16 protein-coding genes are annotated in these 17,787 nt (G+C 48.5%); 4 read left to right on the forward strand and 12 right to left on the reverse strand.

Annotated elements, in window-relative coordinates; all coding sequences use genetic code 11:
- Positions 1-254: 254 nt before the first annotated feature.
- The 5 genes from Q0V21_RS07875 to Q0V21_RS07895 form a co-directional block, all read right to left on the reverse strand.
- Positions 255-1,418: an iron-containing alcohol dehydrogenase gene (locus tag Q0V21_RS07875; RefSeq protein WP_301878308.1), complete on the reverse strand. Its 1,164-nt coding sequence runs from the start codon at positions 1,416-1,418 to the stop codon at positions 255-257.
- 91 nt (positions 1,419-1,509) lie between these two features.
- On the reverse strand, positions 1,510-2,097 hold the full coding sequence (locus Q0V21_RS07880) for an MSMEG_1061 family FMN-dependent PPOX-type flavoprotein (protein WP_301878309.1): 588 nt from the start codon (positions 2,095-2,097) through the stop codon (positions 1,510-1,512).
- Positions 2,098-2,254: 157 nt separating this feature from the next.
- The gene (locus Q0V21_RS07885) at positions 2,255-3,853 is read right to left on the reverse strand and encodes a UDP-glucose--hexose-1-phosphate uridylyltransferase (protein WP_079350663.1); all 1,599 of its coding nucleotides are present in this window, start codon (positions 3,851-3,853) and stop codon (positions 2,255-2,257) included.
- A gap of 15 nt (positions 3,854-3,868) precedes the next feature.
- Positions 3,869-4,858 carry a UDP-glucose 4-epimerase GalE gene (gene galE / locus Q0V21_RS07890; RefSeq protein WP_301878310.1) on the reverse strand — a complete coding sequence of 330 codons (990 nt, stop codon included), beginning with the start codon at positions 4,856-4,858 and terminating at the stop codon, positions 3,869-3,871.
- Between the two features lies 1 nt (position 4,859).
- Positions 4,860-6,041 (reverse strand): galactokinase, encoded by a 1,182-nt coding sequence (locus Q0V21_RS07895; protein WP_301878311.1) that lies wholly within the window; start codon positions 6,039-6,041, stop codon positions 4,860-4,862.
- Between the two features lie 156 nt (positions 6,042-6,197).
- Here Q0V21_RS07895 and Q0V21_RS07900 point away from each other — a divergent pair, with 156 nt between their 5' ends.
- Complete coding sequence (locus tag Q0V21_RS07900; RefSeq protein ID WP_443145377.1) at positions 6,198-7,163, forward strand: AraC family transcriptional regulator; 966 nt, start codon at positions 6,198-6,200, stop codon at positions 7,161-7,163.
- A gap of 106 nt (positions 7,164-7,269) precedes the next feature.
- Here the strand turns inward: Q0V21_RS07900 and mgrA are convergent, their stop codons facing one another.
- The 6 genes from mgrA to Q0V21_RS07930 all read right to left on the reverse strand — a co-directional run bounded on the left by mgrA (position 7,270) and on the right by Q0V21_RS07930 (position 12,546).
- Positions 7,270-8,277 (reverse strand): L-glyceraldehyde 3-phosphate reductase, encoded by a 1,008-nt coding sequence (mgrA, locus tag Q0V21_RS07905; protein ID WP_079350667.1) that lies wholly within the window; start codon positions 8,275-8,277, stop codon positions 7,270-7,272.
- 86 nt (positions 8,278-8,363) lie between these two features.
- Positions 8,364-9,104 carry an NAD-dependent protein deacylase gene (locus Q0V21_RS07910; protein ID WP_079350668.1) on the reverse strand — a complete coding sequence of 247 codons (741 nt, stop codon included), beginning with the start codon at positions 9,102-9,104 and terminating at the stop codon, positions 8,364-8,366.
- 22 nt (positions 9,105-9,126) lie between these two features.
- The gene (locus tag Q0V21_RS07915; RefSeq protein WP_079350669.1) at positions 9,127-9,912 is read right to left on the reverse strand and encodes an HAD family hydrolase; all 786 of its coding nucleotides are present in this window, start codon (positions 9,910-9,912) and stop codon (positions 9,127-9,129) included.
- Positions 9,913-9,973: 61 nt separating this feature from the next.
- Positions 9,974-10,738 (reverse strand): alpha/beta fold hydrolase, encoded by a 765-nt coding sequence (locus tag Q0V21_RS07920; RefSeq protein WP_079350670.1) that lies wholly within the window; start codon positions 10,736-10,738, stop codon positions 9,974-9,976.
- 90 nt (positions 10,739-10,828) lie between these two features.
- Positions 10,829-11,494 carry a bifunctional 2-keto-4-hydroxyglutarate aldolase/2-keto-3-deoxy-6-phosphogluconate aldolase gene (locus Q0V21_RS07925; RefSeq protein WP_024633088.1) on the reverse strand — a complete coding sequence of 222 codons (666 nt, stop codon included), beginning with the start codon at positions 11,492-11,494 and terminating at the stop codon, positions 10,829-10,831.
- 86 nt (positions 11,495-11,580) lie between these two features.
- Positions 11,581-12,546 (reverse strand): sugar kinase, encoded by a 966-nt coding sequence (locus Q0V21_RS07930; protein WP_079350671.1) that lies wholly within the window; start codon positions 12,544-12,546, stop codon positions 11,581-11,583.
- Between the two features lie 221 nt (positions 12,547-12,767).
- Between Q0V21_RS07930 and Q0V21_RS07935 the strand changes: the two genes are divergently transcribed.
- From Q0V21_RS07935 to ilvD, 3 genes are all read left to right on the forward strand, one after another.
- Positions 12,768-13,820, forward strand: coding sequence for an acyltransferase family protein (locus Q0V21_RS07935; RefSeq protein ID WP_079350672.1), 1,053 nt, complete (start codon positions 12,768-12,770; stop codon positions 13,818-13,820).
- A gap of 112 nt (positions 13,821-13,932) precedes the next feature.
- Positions 13,933-14,184 carry a KGG domain-containing protein gene (locus Q0V21_RS07940; protein ID WP_301878312.1) on the forward strand — a complete coding sequence of 84 codons (252 nt, stop codon included), beginning with the start codon at positions 13,933-13,935 and terminating at the stop codon, positions 14,182-14,184.
- A gap of 311 nt (positions 14,185-14,495) precedes the next feature.
- Complete coding sequence (gene ilvD, locus Q0V21_RS07945) at positions 14,496-16,181, forward strand: dihydroxy-acid dehydratase (RefSeq protein ID WP_024633084.1); 1,686 nt, start codon at positions 14,496-14,498, stop codon at positions 16,179-16,181.
- A gap of 110 nt (positions 16,182-16,291) precedes the next feature.
- Here ilvD and Q0V21_RS07950 read toward each other — a convergent pair whose 3' ends face one another.
- Positions 16,292-17,692: a polysaccharide deacetylase family protein gene (locus tag Q0V21_RS07950; protein WP_024633083.1), complete on the reverse strand. Its 1,401-nt coding sequence runs from the start codon at positions 17,690-17,692 to the stop codon at positions 16,292-16,294.
- Positions 17,693-17,787: the final 95 nt, after the last annotated feature.

Below are 17,787 nucleotides of genomic sequence, written 5' to 3' on the forward strand. Positions count from 1 at the left end.
TTCCTCCTCTCTTCTGCCGCAATTCCATCCAACTGGGCATTCCTCATGTAAATAAATACGTAGCAAGGTGCCATGATGTTTCAAAATCTTTCCTCATTTGTATTCAAGACCCGATAATGGTTATTTTCATTGCAATATGACCCACTAGCTGGATCATTCTCAGATTTGCTCTTATTCACATCAAAAAACCGCAAATCTCCGTTAAAGGAGACTTGCGGTTCCAGAACACATGGCTGTGCCTTCATGTTTTGTTTTTACAGAGAAGCCTTGTAGATGGATACAACATCTTCACGTTGCAATTTTTTGAAGTTACCAAATGGGCCGAAGAGCATGGCTTTATCAGCCATAACTTCAATTTGGCTGTCATCGATATCATAATCAGCCAGACGGTTAGGCGCACCAATGGATGTCCAGAATTTGCTCAACGCTTGGATGCCTTCTTCAGCAATCTGTTTGTCCGATTTACCTTCAGGGTTAACTTCGAACACATTGATCGCCAGACGTTTGAAACGATCCACGTTTACGTCCAGATTATGCTTCATCCAATGCGGGAACAGAATCGCCAATCCTCCGCCATGTGGGATATCATATACTGCGGATACCGCGTGTTCGATATTGTGAGTAGCCCAGTCACCAGCGAGACCCATGTTCAGTACGCCGTTCAATGCCATCGTTCCACAGTACAGAATCGTTTCACGCAGTTCATAGTTCTCCAGGTCTTCAACCAGACGAGGTGCTGCATCCATAACTGTGCGCAGAATTGTCTCACAGAATCCGAGCTGAACCGGTGTGTTGGCATCCAGGTGGAAGTAATGCTCCAGTACGTGGGACATCATATCCACCATGCCATAAACCGTTTGGTCCAGAGGAACGGTATATGTATTTACCGGATCAAGGATCGAGAACGCAGGGAACGAATACGCGCTGCCCCAGCCCAATTTCTCCTGTGTATCCTGATTCGTAATAACCGAACCGGAGTTCATTTCCGAACCGGTTGCAGCCATTGTGAGCACGGTACCGAGTGGAAGAGCATCCTGTGCAACGGCTTTGCGCTGAGCAAAGTCCCACATGTCGCCATCATACTTGGCACCTACGGCAATTGCCTTGGCACAATCCAGTACACTGCCGCCGCCTACAGCAAGAATCAAGTCGATGTTATTTGTTTTGCAGAGGTCTACCCCTTGGTGAACAGTCGAAAGACGCGGGTTCGGCTCCACACCAGCCAGCTCCGTAACTTCAGCTCCAACTTCCTTGAGCAATCCGATCACCTGATCGTACAAACCGCTGCGTTTGATACTGCCGCCACCATATACAAGCAGAACCCGTTTGCCGTATTTCGGTACTTCAGTTTTCAGTGCTTCCAGCTGACCTTTACCGAAAATCAATCGGGTTGGATTATAAAATTGAAAAGATCTCATATCTATGTCGCCTCCAATGGAGATTCATATTTTATTGCAACTCCCATTATAGTACCCCGATTATATAAAAACAAATCCATAGCCACTCACTTTATATCAACCCGTTGATCTGCAAGTGTGCACGGAACATTTCGCTGGTTGAAGGCTGGCTTTCCTTATCCACCCATGTCTCAGACGACCATAATCCCGCCTGTTTAAACGCTCTTGGACAATGAATGAAGCATTCTTCCACATCCACAATGACAGCCGCCCCAATGGTTTTACCGCTCCAGCCCATACTTGCGGTAAATTCCTCATCCTTGGTAATCGAAGCCCTCCCATTGATACGCAGCACTTCATTCATACCTGGAATTAGAAAGATCATGCCAACTCCCGGGTTGGACAGAATATTCAGCAGCGAGTCGATTCGGCGATTACCCGGACGTTCGGGATAAACAAGCCGATATTGATCGAGAACTTTCACAAAGCCTGCTTCATCACCACGAGGGGATACATCACTTTTACTTGAACTGTCTGAAGTGGACAGGAAAAATAATGGCGACATGGACAGAAATTGCTGGACATGTGAATCCACAAACGAAATCACCTTGTTGCGCACTTGTTCACTTGGTTGTCCCACCATGTTTTGCTGTTCCTCTGCATCGGCTACCAATGGTAAATTCAAAGCCTTTTTTTCCATTTTCGTATCCCCTTTTCTTCTCATGATAAGGAGTATCAATGACTTTTCTTCTAACATTATACATGTGTGAATTGAAAAGAAGTATTCTTCGATTTTTACAAGTCAAACAAATCAAAACACCAGCCCTTGTATGAGCTGGTGTTTCTCGTTATACCTGTTATTCAGTGTATCCCATGCTGGTCAAGAAACGACGGAAGGCCTGACGCCCTGACTCATCGTATTTGTAGACACCTGCATGCTCCAGAATTTCGGCGAATTTCAAACCTACTTCCTGTTGTACAAGCGTAACAGCTTGCTCCTTGTTCAGGTTGGGACCGAAACGTTCAATCAGTTCCTCTGCCCAGCTCAGATGCTTGTTCAACACATGTTCGGAAGCTTTGGCTGCCTCGGCAAGCTTGATATCCCCAGCGAGAATATCCGCGATGCTGTCCAGCTCTTCTTTCAAACGACCTGGCAGGATGGCAAGCCCCATCACTTCGATGAGTCCAATGTTCTCCTTCTTCAGATGATGCATCTCGCGGTGCGGGTGGAAAATCCCTTCGGGATGTTCATCATTTGTGCGATTGTTCCGCAGTACGAGGTCCATCTCATAGCCACCGTCTGCACTGCGGCGAACGATCGGAGTAACCGTGTTGTGCGGAATCAGCTCTCCGTCAACCTCACTGAATGCCTCGATCTCCACAGTAGAATCACTGTACACCTTCCACGCTTCATAAACGGCATTGCCCGCTTCGAGCAGCTCAGCCGGATCATGTGAAGCCAGTCGCAGTACGGACATTGGCCATTTCACAAGGCTAAGCGTAAGTCCCGGCGAATCTGGATGGCGGAATACCGCCTCTGGCTTCGCATTTTGAATCGCAAAGGTATGACGTCCACCCTGGAAATGGTCATGGGTCAGTATGGAGCCGCCAACGATGGGCAGATCGGCATTGGAACCGATGAAGTAATGAGGGTACTCTCCCACGAAGGCCAGCAGCCTACGCAGCGTATCCTTGGTCAATTTCATCGGCACATGATCGTGATGGAAAATAATGCAGTGCTCGTTGTAGTACACGTATGGCGAGTACTGGAAGAACCAAGGTTCGCCGTTCAATTCCAATGGTATGACACGCAGGTTTTGACGAGCCGGGTGGTTGACCCGACCGGCATAGCCCACATTTTCACGACAGAGCTGGCACTTTGGATACACCGGAGGCGGAAGCAGCTTTGCCATCGCGATTTCCTTCGGGCTTTTCTCCGGCTTGGACAGGTTAATTGTAATCTCCATATCGCCATAAGCTGTATCCTGTGTCCAGTACACATTTTTGGAGATGCGGTCCATCCGAATGTAGTTGGAGTGAATCGAGAGCTCATAAAATTGGGAAGTAGCCGCCTCAATGCCTTCGGTCTGCTCCGTATGGCGGAATGCGCGCACCACCTCGGATGGACGGGCCATTAATTGACCCATAATTTTCGCATCGAGCAAATCACGGTACGTGTCCGTATTTTCGGGTATAAGTCCAATTTCAAATCCGTAGTCAATCAGTGTATCCAGCAACGGTTGTGGTCCATCCAACACCGTCTCGTTTAATACTCCGGCATACGGCTCAGAGAACCCGAACTGCTCCAGCAGCAGATTACGACTGTAATCCAGATCCGCTTCTTCAATCAGTTTGTTCTGCAAGGCAAATGCTACCAGACGTTCAATGGCATGCAGTGCTTCCTGCTGCTCCGGGGTCCGCTCTGTGGCACCTGCTGCAATATGAGTCTGTGACATATCAATATTCGCCTCCTAGTTTTTTCCGTAGCCTTCAGGATGAGACTGGTGCCAGCTCCATGCGCTTTGAATGACATCTTCAAGATTCGTCCATTTCGGGTTCCAGCCCAGTACGGATCTGGCTTTGGCAGACGATGCCACCAGTACAGCCGGATCACCCGCACGACGTGGTTCCTGAACAACCGGAATGTCCAGACCGGTCACTTTCTTGGCCGTCTCAATAACCTGTTTAACTGAGAAGCCTTGACCGTTACCCAAGTTGAACACGTTGCTGTTCTCGCCTTTACGGAGATAGTCTACGGCCCGCAGATGCGCGTCCGCCAGATCACTTACGTGGATGTAATCACGTACACAAGTTCCGTCTTCAGTCGCGTAGTCGTCACCAAACACGGCGATATGAGGACGTTGTTTTAAAGCCGTTTGCAGCACGAGTGGAATGAGATGACTCTCTGGCTGATGATCTTCACCAATTTTGCCACTGTCATGGGCTCCGGCTGCATTGAAGTAACGCAGGGAGACGTATTTGATGTCCTGTACTTTGTCGAACCAGGACATCATGCGCTCCATCATGAGCTTGGTTTCACCGTATACGTTCGTAGGCTCTGTGCGGTCGCTCTCTTCAATAGGCACTTTCTCCGGCTCGCCATAAGTGGCAGCTGTAGAGGAGAAGACGATGCGACGTACATTCGCTGCATTCATCGCTTCCAGCAGACACAATGTGCCAAACACATTGTTGTCGTAGTATTTCACAGGATCTTTCATGCTCTCGCCAACTAATGAATTGGCTGCAAAGTGAATGACTGCATCGATGGTATTCTCAGCGAACAGCTTCGCCAGAAGTTCCTTGTCACGCAGATCTCCTTCATATAATTTCCCACCCAGCAGAGCTTCACGATGCCCTGACTGCAAGTTATCCACAACAACAACCTCTTCGCCACGCTCCAACAAAGCCGCTACCGTATGAGAACCAATATATCCTGCTCCACCTGTCACCAAAATCGCCATCTTACTTCGCCTCCTTCAATTCTTTAACGCCGTCGCCCACTCCGCATACATAGAACTCGCCTTTGAGACTGGTGCGTGCTTCATAGGCTGCTCCAACTTCAGTTACAAAACGATCCACATCGTCCTCATGGACAAGGGATACCGTACATCCGCCGAATCCGGCTCCGGTCATGCGTGCACCAAGAGTTCCCGGAATTCGTTGTGCTTCCTCTACCATCACGTCCAGCTCTTCGCAGCTCACTTCATAGAGATAACGAAGCGATTCATGAGAAGCATTCATCAGCTTGCCGAAGGTTTCGAGATCGTTATCACGAAGTGCCTCCACCGATGCAAGTACACGTGCATTCTCTTCCACCACGTGCTGGGCACGCTGTCTTACCTTCTCATCCTTGATATGATCCTGGAGTGTGATGAACTGTTCTGGTGTAAGTTGCGCCAGGTAGTTCAGCGCAGGCAGCTGTTCTTTCAAAATGGCAAGTGCCTGCTCGCATTGAGAACGCCGTTCATTGTAAGCCGAGTCCACCAAACCGCGGCGTTTGTTCGTGTTACCAATGACCAGCTTATAGGCGCCGGTACGGAATGGAACTTTTTCATACTCAAGGGTGTCACACATCAGCAGGATCGCATGATCCTCTGCGCCATTGGCTACAGCAAACTGATCCATAATGCCGCAGTTAACACCGACGAATTCGTTCTCCGCCTTTTGAGACACAAGCGCCAGCTGAACCGTATCGATATCCTTTACACCTTCGAGGGACTGAATGGCATACCCGGTGAGAACCTCCAGCGATGCGGAAGAGGAAAGTCCTGCGCCGTTCGGAATTTCTCCATGGTAGAGGAAATCATAACCTTTGGTTACTTTCACGCCTTTGCCTTGAAGTTCAACCATGACGCCGACCGGATAATCCGTCCATTCCCCTGTTTTCTCCTTGCCAATGGAGGACGTATCCAGCGTTCCTTCATAGGGCATATTGGTGGAAGCCAACTGCAACTTGTTGTCCTCACGCTCGCGGATAATCAATGTGGTACCGAATTCAAGCGCTGCCGGAAGCACGTATCCACCATTATAGTCAATGTGCTCACCGATCAGATTCACCCGCCCAGGGGCATGGAATACACGGATGTCCGCTCCACTCTCTCCGTACTTGTCAATAAACTTTTGTTTCAATTCATTTATGTTCATTGCTGCTGCACCCCATCTCAATGTTGTTGGTTTTCTTAATGTTATTATACAAGAAGGCGGTCCCCCTTGAAATGCAACCATGTGTGTTCCATATGGATAAATGTGACCTTTCGACGTATAATGAATGGAACATCAAGGAAGGAAAGGAATGTCATCATGACTGAACAACGTATGGAAGATGCAGCGGGTTCACCAGCCGAACGCACCACGCCGGAGCCCTCGGGTAAAAGTGGGGCACTCAGCTACTCGGTTGCCTCCAATCCTGTCTATTATGAAAAAGGGGCATTGCATGTCCTCTTTGCAGGTGCAAGCCAAACCCTCCCCGGTCACGCCCTTGGACCAAAGCTATACGATTATTATCTATTGCACTATGTAGAAAAAGGGTCCGGTACGTTCCGTACTGAACTGCATTCCTACGAGCTATCCGCAGGAGATTGTTTCCTCATTCATCCGGGGCAGCTTGTGAGCTACCAATCCCATGCACGTCATCCCTGGCAATACCGGTGGATGGCCTTTACTGGCAGCCAGGCTGCGAAGCATGCAGAGGAAGCCGGATTCCGTCCTGAGAAATCCGTCTTTCATGCCGGACCAGCTTGTGGAATTTCAGATTGGTTATCTGTCATGCAGATGGCTTTTGCCGAGCGGAAAGAAAGCTCTCATTTTACATCACTGGGTACGTTATATATGATTCTAGCCGAAGCACAAAATCACCTTTCTCAAGGCCAAACCTTAATACCAGGTGAATCTTCAATACGTCGAACGGTAAAACAGATGATTCAATATATGTCTACCCAGTATGCCTACCCTGTCTCGATTGAGCAAATGTCATCAAGTCTTGGCTATAACCGTGCGTATCTATCCCGCATATTCAAACAGGAAACCGGACTATCCCCAGTCACCTACCTGCTCAAACTGCGGATCGACAAATCGCGCCAGCTGCTGCGGGAACGCCCTGACCTGTCCATTGAACAGGTATCTGCCTCTGTAGGGCTGCCAGATGCGCTGTATTTCTCCAAACAGTTCAAGCGATTCCACGGTGAAGCCCCCAGCCTCTACAGGGAGAACATTCTTAAGAGGCCGCAGGCACAAGGGACTCGCCAAGCACCGCCTAACAATCGATGATTCTTTATACCGAAAAGGATGCTTTCTTGCATTTTGCATACATATAGAAAAGTAATGATAAAAAAGGTGCATCCCGCCATTATGGCTAAGATGCACCTTTTGAACTTTATTTATGATCCGGTTCGGGACGAAGAATCGATTCAATACGCTCTAATTCCTCTGTGGAGAATTCCAACTGACTGAGTGCAGCCACATTCTCTTCAATCTGCGAAGGACGACTGGCACCAATCAGTGCAGAAGTTACCTTGCCATCACGTAATACCCAAGCAAGTGCAAATTGAGCCAGACTCTGACCACGAGATGCTGCAATCTGGTTCAGAGCACGTACTTTGCGCAATGTCTCTGGCGAGATATTGTTCTCATTCAGGAATACAGATGGTCCCTTGGCACGTGAATCTTCCGGGATACCATTCAGATATTTGTTCGTAAGAACACCCTGCGCTAATGGACAGAATGCAATACTGCCCGTTCCGTTCTCATGAAGTACATCCTGCAGCCCATCCTCGATCCAGCGATCCAGCATCGAATATTTAGGTTGATGAATCAACAGAGGGGTACCCAAGCCTTTGAGAATCTCGGCCGCTTGCTTCGTCTGCTCTGCAGGATAATTGGAAATGCCGACATACAGTGCTTTGCCGGAACGAACAATATGGTCCAGCGCCATCATCGTTTCTTCCAGAGGTGTTTCGGGATCATAACGATGAGAATAAAAGATGTCTACGTAATCAAGACCCATGCGCTTCAAGCTCTGATTGAGACTGGAAACAAGGTTTTTACGAGAACCCCATTCCCCGTAAGGTCCAGGCCACATATAGTACCCGGCCTTGGTGGAGATGACGAGTTCATCTCGATATGGCTTCAGATCCTGTGCCAATACCTGACCGAATAACTGCTCTGCCGAACCTGCCGGCGGACCATAATTGTTGGCAAGATCAAAATGCGTAATGCCCAGATCAAACGAACGGGTAATCATATTTCGGCCGTTCTCCGCATTGTTAATGCCACCAAAATTATGCCATAACCCAAGTGAAATCGCTGGCAGTTTCAAACCTGAACGTCCAACGCGGTTGTATTTCATTGTTTCGTAGCGTGCATCGCTGGCTACGTAGACCATCATGAATCCCTTCTTTCCCCAGGTTCCGCCTTTCGTACCCGGTCCGTATGCCGGAGAATGCGGTTATTCGGACAATGTTGACTTACTTAACCAAGAAGCTGGTCTACCCTATTCATTACCTCACCAATAGGATCAGTAATCAGCAAATCAGCTCGGCGGTCGTAAGCCGTAGGTGTAGCGTTAAGCAAGACCGTATGTTTTCCCTGAAAATACGTAATCAATTGTGCCGCAGGATACACGGTCAGTGAAGTTCCACCTACCAGCAATAAATCTGCTGCAGACAGAGCGTCTACCGAACGATATAATATCGTCTGATCCAGTTCCTCTTCATATAACACGACATCGGGCTTGATTACGCCACCGCATGCATGACAACGAGGAACCGTATCTTTGGCTGTAATAATGTCATCCAGCGCGTAGAACCTCTTGCAATCCATACAAGCGTTTCGATGGATTGAACCATGAAGCTCCAGGACATTACTGCTGCCAGCTTTCTGGTGCAACCCGTCGATATTCTGCGTTATGACAGCCTGAAGTTTTCCTTCCTGCTCTAATCTGGCGAGAAGTCGGTGGCAGCCGTTGGGCACCGCATCGGGGTGAAGCATTTTGCCTCGATAAAAATCATAAAAAATATCAGCATGCTGGTCGAAGAAACGTCTGCTCAGCAGCTCTTCCGGTGGATAGGGTGAATGCTGCTCTGTCTGGTACAAGCCAGCGGCAGAGCGGAAGTCGGGAATCCCGCTTTCCGTTGAAGTTCCGGCCCCTCCGAAAAAAACAATGTTCGAACTTTCCTTAATCCAGGCAGCCAGTTGTTCTGTTGCGTTCATCCTCTCTCCTCCTTTTACGAGATCATCCCTGGAAAGAACGTTCAGAGATGATCTTTAACTCATTATAACCCTGAATGACGTCATCAGCTTCATGCAAATAGTCACTTCCCACGACTTCGGGACAGAAACCAATCATATAGGATGCCCCTGCGTTACGTCCCATCTGCATATCCCCATTGCTGTCACCGATCACAACAGCTTCCTCAGGAAGAATATGTAACTCCCGGCAAGCTAGAACCGCAGCCTCTCCATCCGGTTTGCCTTTGGTTACCCGGTCACTGCCTACAATTGATGTAAAATAGGACCGAATTCCCATCCATTCCATATGTTCCTCCGCAGCAGCTGTGTTGTCCGAAGTGACGACTGCCATGGGGATAGATGCCTCCTGGCAGCTCTGCAAAAATGCTCTTAATCCAGGCATCGGCTCGGCCATTTTTCTCTGCTTTATCTCACGCATGGCCACACTGGAAAAACGCCGGACCGTAGTGATTGCTTCATTCCATGGCATGCCTGCTGCATACAATTGCCCAGCTAGCAGTCCGTTACTCTCGTCCACCGTGGCAATTGCCAGCGGCCCTTGAACATCATATCCGATTAGATGACCTTCACGATTGCGGACCGTACCCAGAACCTGCTCACGCTCGACCGTGAACGAGGCCCCAAGCTCTGACAGTTGTGATTCCAGTTGATTCAGTAAAGACTCCGCCCAAGGCCCCCATAATTGCAAGAAATCCAGCAGCGTTCCATCCTTATCAAATAGAATACCTCGGCAGGCAACTTGCTTACCATGGATTTGAAGCATGGACATCCCGATCACCTCCAGTTACTTACTGCTATGCATTCGTCCCATTCAACTTTGAACTGACAGCTTATTTGATTGTATCCAGCCAGCCTACAATCGTTTTAACCGTTTGGGACAATTGTTCCTCTTCACTGACCCCAGCTTCGCCGTCACCGCTCTGGTGGCCATAGTCACCGAACTGCGAATGGTTACCACCTTCAATGGTGTAATACACCGTATCTTCCGGCAAATATGCCCGACCATTCTGATACTTTGTTGCATTCACCACTTCATCATTCGTGCCCAGTATGGACAACGCTGGTATCCCCAATGACTTCACACTGCCTTTTTCATCCGGATAGGATGCGAGAAAGAAAATGCCCTGAAGTGCATCCGGATGGGAAGCCGCATAACGTGCCGCCATCGATCCACCGAGAGAATGCCCTCCCATAACAAATGGTTCATCCGGATAGGCTTTAATAATATCATCGGCGAGATTCTGTTTGAGCACCGCCAGATTGACCGGCATTTTTGCAATAATGGTATGATGTCCTGCTGCCGCAAGTTCATGGGCAAGAGGTGCATAACTTTCCGGTTTAACCAATCCACCTGGATAAAAAATAACACTCACCCCAGCAGATTTGTCCGGTACAAAATCAATCCAGTTGTCTTTTTCAGTTACAGTCACCTGATCTGCAGTTTCCATGGCTGTCTGAGCCATCTCCTGTGGTCCATAAGGCGTGAACAGCTTCCATGCCACAAACCCACACCCAATAACAATGAGCGCCAGAAGAACGAGCAGGAACTTCCCGATGCCCCTCTTCTTGCGCCCTGTATTATATCGATTTCTCAACGTTCATCACCTTTCTGTACTTCCGCAGGTGCCGCGGCTTGCAGAACGGGAGCCTTCATTCCTGAGGCTCCCCTTCTCCATCATTCATCGCTATTCGGCCTTGGCCTTGCGGTAAGCATCCATATATTGTTCCGCTTTGCGGCGAACATGACTCAAGTCCCCCGTCTTCACTGCTTCCGTTGTGAGGTCTGAGCCAATACCTACAGCAACGGCTCCTCCCTTAATCCAGTCACCCAGATTGGACAAGGAAACCCCGCCAGTCGGCATAAAATTCGCTTGCGGCATAGGTCCCTTCATCGTTTTGATAATGGACGGATCGTAGAGATTGCCCGGGAACAACTTTACAATATCCACGCCAAGTTCCAGTGCACGTTGTACATCGGCAATGGTCATCACTCCTGGGAGAATCGGAATCCGGTACAGATTGCAGATTTTCACCGTGTCCGGGTTCAGGGAAGGACCCACAACAAACTCGGCACCTGACATGATTGCGGCACGCGCTGTCTGGGGTTCAAGTACGGTTCCAGCTCCAATAATGGCAAATTTCTCTGGATCCTGTGTGTTCCAATGGTATACACGGCTTAATTTCTCGATGGCTTTGAGGGCACTAGGCACCGTCATCGTAATCTCGATAATCTTGATACCACCCGCAATGGCTTGCTCAGCCATGGCGATCACCTGATCCGCAGAATCTGCACGCAGAACTGCAACAACCCCACTATCCGTTATTTTTTGCAGCAGCTGAAGCTTCTTCATTTCATTCTCTCCCTTGTCAATGTGGTTGTGTATTACAAGCCTTACATTAATGAACGAAGATGAGACATATATGATATCAGCAGCGACTAGCGCTCAACATGAGCTACATTGTTCAGCTTGGCCTCGACCTGCTCCCACGTTGGGAGCGCCTCCCAATCGCCAACAGCCTGTATAACCATGGAACCGGTCAAATTCCCGAGACGAGTTGCTTCCTGCGGAGAATATCCTTTAATAAGGCCGGACAAAAAGCCCGCACAGAATCCATCTCCTGCCCCGACTGTATCCAGGACATGATCTGCCTTGAAGTACGGAACTTCCGTTAGGGTACCATTCACCAATACGTAGGTCAAATCAGGGCCGCCCTTCACGATACAGACTGCATTCATGGCGGACAAACGCTCAAGTACTTTTTGATCATCTTCTTCGTTATACAGAATCTTCATCTCATCCAGACCCGGCAAGAAATAATCTGCCTGCTCAGCGAGACGAAGCAGAACTGGACGTGCTTCTTCAGCTGCCCACAGTTTAAGACGCAAATTCGGATCAAAACTCACTTTCACACCAGCCTGCTTGGCTATATGTATAGCAGCTTCAACCGTAGCAAGTCCCGACGCGCTTATTGCTGCGGTGATGCCTGTCACGTGAAGGATTTGCGCACCTGCAATATAATCCGAGTCCAGATCTTCAGGAGTAATCGCGCTTGCAGCGGATAGCTTCCTATAATAGTGTACCGAGGCTTTCCCGGAAGCGTTCTCACGAATCATCAAACCGGTGGGCTCTTTGTCGCTCATCCTTGCTCGGGATACATCTACACCTTCACCACGAATAGCCTTCATGATCATGTTTCCCATTGGATCATTGCCCAGGCGGCCAAACCAGCCGCTGGTATGCCCAAGCCGGGATACACCAATTGCCAGATTACTTTCCGCTCCGCCAAATGACTTATCTAATGTCGCCGCATATTCGAGACCTCGTGTATCCTTAGCCGTCAGCAAACCCATGCTTTCGCCAAACGTAACAATTTCAGGGCTTCGGCGGGTATTCGTCGACATGAACTCTCCCCTCCTTATATTTACAATTTCTCATCTTCTTTCCCCATTGTCAGCCTCTATGCAACCGTTGTCAATCCCGGAGCGTTCATTTTGTTGTCACAGTTTTGAGAAAGGATAGCGCTTTCTATTGTGAAATATATCACAATAAATGATGCATATCCATATTACCCTTATTACAGAACCAGATTGCAATTGCCAAGGGTTATCAAGGGGGTTACACCATGAACAAACCGACCATAATTCACGAAGATCAGGATTCTTTTTTTTACAACTTGCGCTTTATGCTCATTGTCTGTGTACTTGCGGGCAATGCTCTCGAACCGATCATTACACGATTTGCAGGAGCAGAGGCTCTGTTTCTGTGGATATATACGTTTCACATGCCGCTGTTTGTATGGGTAACCGGCTACTTTGCCAGACATTCACTCCAAGGTGCATCTGGCCGTAATGTGCTTAAGCAGATTGCATTACAGTACCTTCTGTTTCAGTCCCTGTATGCACTAACGGATTTCACCATATTCCACACACCGCATATGCGTTTGTCTTTCTTTGCACCTTATTTATTGCTCTGGTTTCTCGCAAGTCATTTCTGCTGGCGGCTGCTGCTTCGTCTTACACTCTCCTGGAAACCGATATACAGACTGCTCGGTGCCGTGATGCTGGGGGTATGTGCCGGGTATTTACCCATTGACGGTTTCTGGCTGAGCTTCAGCCGCACGTTTGTATTTCTTCCTTTCTTTGTTATTGGGTATGACTACGGAGCGTCCATCCGCTCCCGTTTGCGATCCGGCTGGGGCCGCAAAATTGCAGCTGCGCTGTCTGCTGCTCTTCTTGGTTGGATCGGACTGGGAGGACTCAGCATTGCACCAGGCTGGTTACTGGGTAGCATGACTTACGCAGAGCTTGGACACCATGAGTGGTTTGCCGGAATTTACCGACTCGGAATCTATGCCCTTGAGATCGGATCGGGAGCATTATTTCTCGCCTGGGTCCCTTCATTAACATCCAGATTGACCGATCTGGGACGGCGCACTCTTTATGTGTTCCTTTTACATGGATTTCTCGTTCGTCTGGCCATCTGGTCTGGGGTTTACAATTATATGGAAACCAGTTTGTACATTCCGGTGATTGTCTCCATTGCGCTAATGTTCGCTATAACGCTGGCTCATCCAGCCGTCCGTCATGCCTTTCGTCCTCTCATAGAGCCCGATATTTCCCGCTTTCACCTCAATCGTCAGGGGGGATTGAAACGCTCAGCATCCTGGTTCAGATGAGCTGAAATCCTGCTCCTCTCCATCAGATTCAACTTGTTTCATACTGGAAATGTTGTGGTAAGTAGGAATACGCGCTACAACAATCTACTTATGATATAAGGAGTGATTTGTAATGGCACGCCCACAGACGTCTGAACACAAAATGAGTCGCGAGGAAGCGGGTAGATTAGGTGGCAAGGCCACCTCCAAAAATCATGATCGCAGCTTCTACCAAATGATAGGTAAAAAAGGTGGAGAAGCGACTTCAGATGCGCACGATTCTCAGTTCTATAAGGAAATTGGACGCAAAGGTGGAGAAGCAACTTCCGAAACACATAATAAAGAATTCTACCGGGAGATTGGACGCAAAGGCAGAAGCAGTTAGCCTATCCCCATGGGCAGCGGCGAAAGAACACCCGAGAGAGTGCATCAAATCAAGAAAGCTTCATTCCACTAATGGATTGAAGCTTCTTTCTATTCATTGTAGAAATATAACGACGGTTGTGATAGACTCTATAGAAAAACCGGGTTGTTCACGGGTTTAAAGCAGCAAAGAGTTTCATAAACTACGGGAAGCTCGAAGCCAGTATCACTGGTCTATTTTTAAGAGTACGGATGAAATTAAACGACAGATGCACTGCCATTTATATTTCCATTCATGTTGCTCAATATTATAAATTTGGGGGGAAATACACCATGTCAGCCAAGAAGATGCGTTCCGATATGATCAAAAAAGGTTTTGACCGTGCACCGCACCGCAGTTTGCTCCGCGCAGCGGGCGTTAAAGAAGAGGACTTTGGCAAACCATTTATTGCCGTATGTAACTCTTATATTGATATCGTGCCCGGCCATGTTCACCTACAGGAATTCGGTAAAATTGTTAAGGATGCTATTCGTGAAGCCGGTGGCGTTCCATTCGAATTCAACACCATCGGAGTTGACGACGGAATTGCCATGGGACACATTGGTATGCGTTACTCGCTGCCAAGCCGTGACATTATCGCGGATTCCGTGGAAACGGTTGTATCTGCACACTGGTTCGACGGCATGGTATGTATCCCGAACTGTGACAAAATCACACCAGGTATGATGATGGGTGCGCTTCGCTGTAATATCCCAACCGTGTTCGTCAGCGGTGGACCTATGAAGGCAGGTCGTGACAGCAATGGTAAAGCTCTGTCCCTGACCTCCGTATTTGAAGGCGTAGGTGCTTATCAAGCAGGTAAAATCGATGACAAGAGCCTTCTTGAGCTTGAACAATTCGGTTGTCCGACATGTGGATCATGTTCCGGTATGTTCACAGCGAACTCCATGAACTGTCTGGCTGAAGCGATGGGGCTGGCTATGCCAGGCAACGGAACCATCCTGGCTGTTGCTCCTGAGCGTCGTGAGTTTGTTAAACAATCTGCTAAGCAACTGATGGAACTCATTAAAATGGATCTGAAACCACGTGATATCGTTACTGTAGAAGCTATCGACAACGCTTTTGCACTGGATATGGCTATGGGCGGATCTACGAATACGGTACTTCATACGCTGGCATTGGCTCATGAAGCAGGTATCGAATACCCAATCGAGCGCATCAACGAAGTTGCCAACCGCGTTCCTCATCTGGCGAAACTTGCTCCTGCTTCCGATCTTCACATTGAAGACGTGCACAATGCGGGTGGCGTAAGTGCAGTTCTCAACGAATTGCTTAAGAAACCAGGTGCGATTCACGGTGACTGCATTACGGTAACCGGTAAAACGATCCGTGAGAACGTTGAAGGACAAGAAATCCAGGATACGAATGTCATCCACCATCTGGACAACCCGCATTCCGAAAAAGGCGGCTTGGCTGTATTGTTTGGTAACCTTGCACCACAAGGAGCTATCATCAAAGTCGGTGCTGTTGACGCATCGGTTGGCGGATATCACAAAGGTCCTGCTATCTGCTTTGATTCCCAGGAACAAGCGCTTGAAGGCATTGCGAATGGCAAAGTAAAAGAAGGACACGTTGTCGTTATCCGTTATGAAGGACCAAAAGGCGGTCCAGGTATGCCTGAGATGCTCGCGCCTACTTCCCAGATCGTAGGTATGGGCCTTGGTGCCAAAGTCGGTCTGATCACCGACGGACGCTTCTCTGGCGCATCTCGCGGAATCAGTATCGGACACATCTCTCCGGAAGCTGCTGAAGGCGGTCCAATCGCTTTTGTCGAAGAAGGAGACATCATTGAACTGGATCTGAATAACCGTATCATCGAATTGCATATCAGTGACGAAGAATTCGAACGTCGTCGTGCAGGTTGGAAAGGCTTTGAACCAAAAGTAAAAACCGGTTACCTCGCTCGTTACTCCAAACTGGTAACGAATGCAAGCAATGGTGGCGTACTGAGTATCTAATTCAAGTGTAAGGATATCCGATGAATTGCCTTATCGGGAAACATAAATAAAGGGTTGCTCTTCAGCCGACTTCGGCCGAGAGCAACCCTTTTGTTTTATTCGTTTCGCTTTTAGTTGTGTTCAGGTACAAGATCCTGTTCAGGAACCAACAATTCCTCAGAGGACTGTTCCGCCGTCGCAGCCACCAATGCGTGCTGTCCATACCGATCCAGCAGCACATCAAGCGGCATGGCAATCATTTTGGGAACCAATTGTTCGGAGCGCTGCTTCAAACGTTTCGTTCCAGCCGGATGAATGACACTTAGCAGAAGTTTCAGATACACTTTGGATGCAGAGCTGAACGGCCCAGGAGCCAGTTCCCGAACCGTAAATCCAAATTTCTCCGGCCCCCGGTTAATCATGCTCACACCGTATAGAGCCTTGGCTGAACGGAGTTCAGGTTCAAGTGTTACCTGTCGGGCCAAATCAGGAAGCTGCTGCTCCATAGCCCGAATCATACGAATGGCCAAATGCATGCTTGAGCGTGAAGTCATACCCAAATCGAATAATTTTTTATTATCAAAATGAAGTTCAATTACCGGATCTCCGTTACGAATCACATGACCGTCGTTCATTTCAACCAATGCTCCATGGTAAACACGGGAGCGATAGTGCAGCAAAGGGTCTTCCGGCGAAGCTGTTCGCAGATGGTATACCCAATGAAACAACTTCTCCCAGCCTAGCCATAGCGCAACAACCATCCGTTTCCAAAAGGACAAATGCGTTTGTGGCTGACTTGTACTTTTAGGTTCGCTCACCGTAACGCCCCCCATCAACGTATCGATGCGTACACTATGCAATCGCTGCCTGTCGGCCTCCTGCAATACGACTTCGAGCGCCTGGAGCATCTGCTCCGGCGCGTGTGCATCAGCGCCGAGGGTAGTCCCTCGATCATGCAGAAGCATGACCTCTCCGCCCCTTAGCTCCTTCAACATTCGTTCCGTCAATTTCTCAACGCCCACACTGCTTCTCCAATCCTCAAACATGGATGACCAGAGGATAATTCGGCGATCTTTTTTACTGAAAAAATCAAACAGGTTCATAATCCCCCAAGGTGGACGATAATAACAAGTTCTTACCCCCGTTACCTCCTGAATAATCTGCCCTGTTCGTTGAATCTGATCTCGAACCGTACGCGGACGCATTAACCAATTGGTTTTGTGAATATAATTATGAATTCCGAGAAGATGACCTTCCTCATGTATGCGCTGAATCAGTTCGGGATGACGGGCAGCATGCTCCCCGACTACAAAAAACGTTGCCTTCGCCTCATACTGACGCAATAAATCAAGCAATCTAGGTGTGTATTCCGGATCTGGCCCATCATCAAAAGTTAAGGAAAACTCCTTCTCACTTCTCCCGCGCCTGAACACACGAAAACCGAAAAGTCTGCTAACTAAACTCGGAATAAAGGCGTAAAACGATGAAATGTACAATAACCACAGTAATATGCTCTGAAGTAAATTTGTCATGCTACAAACTCCCCGCTTCTCATGCTGAATTACCGTGCCATAATATAGCACTAACCAAAATAAACCGCCTTTAATTTTATCATAATTCAGCCTTT

This window comes from Paenibacillus sp. 11B (assembly GCF_030487755.1).
GTDB lineage: Bacteria > Bacillota > Bacilli > Paenibacillales > Paenibacillaceae > Paenibacillus > Paenibacillus vandeheii.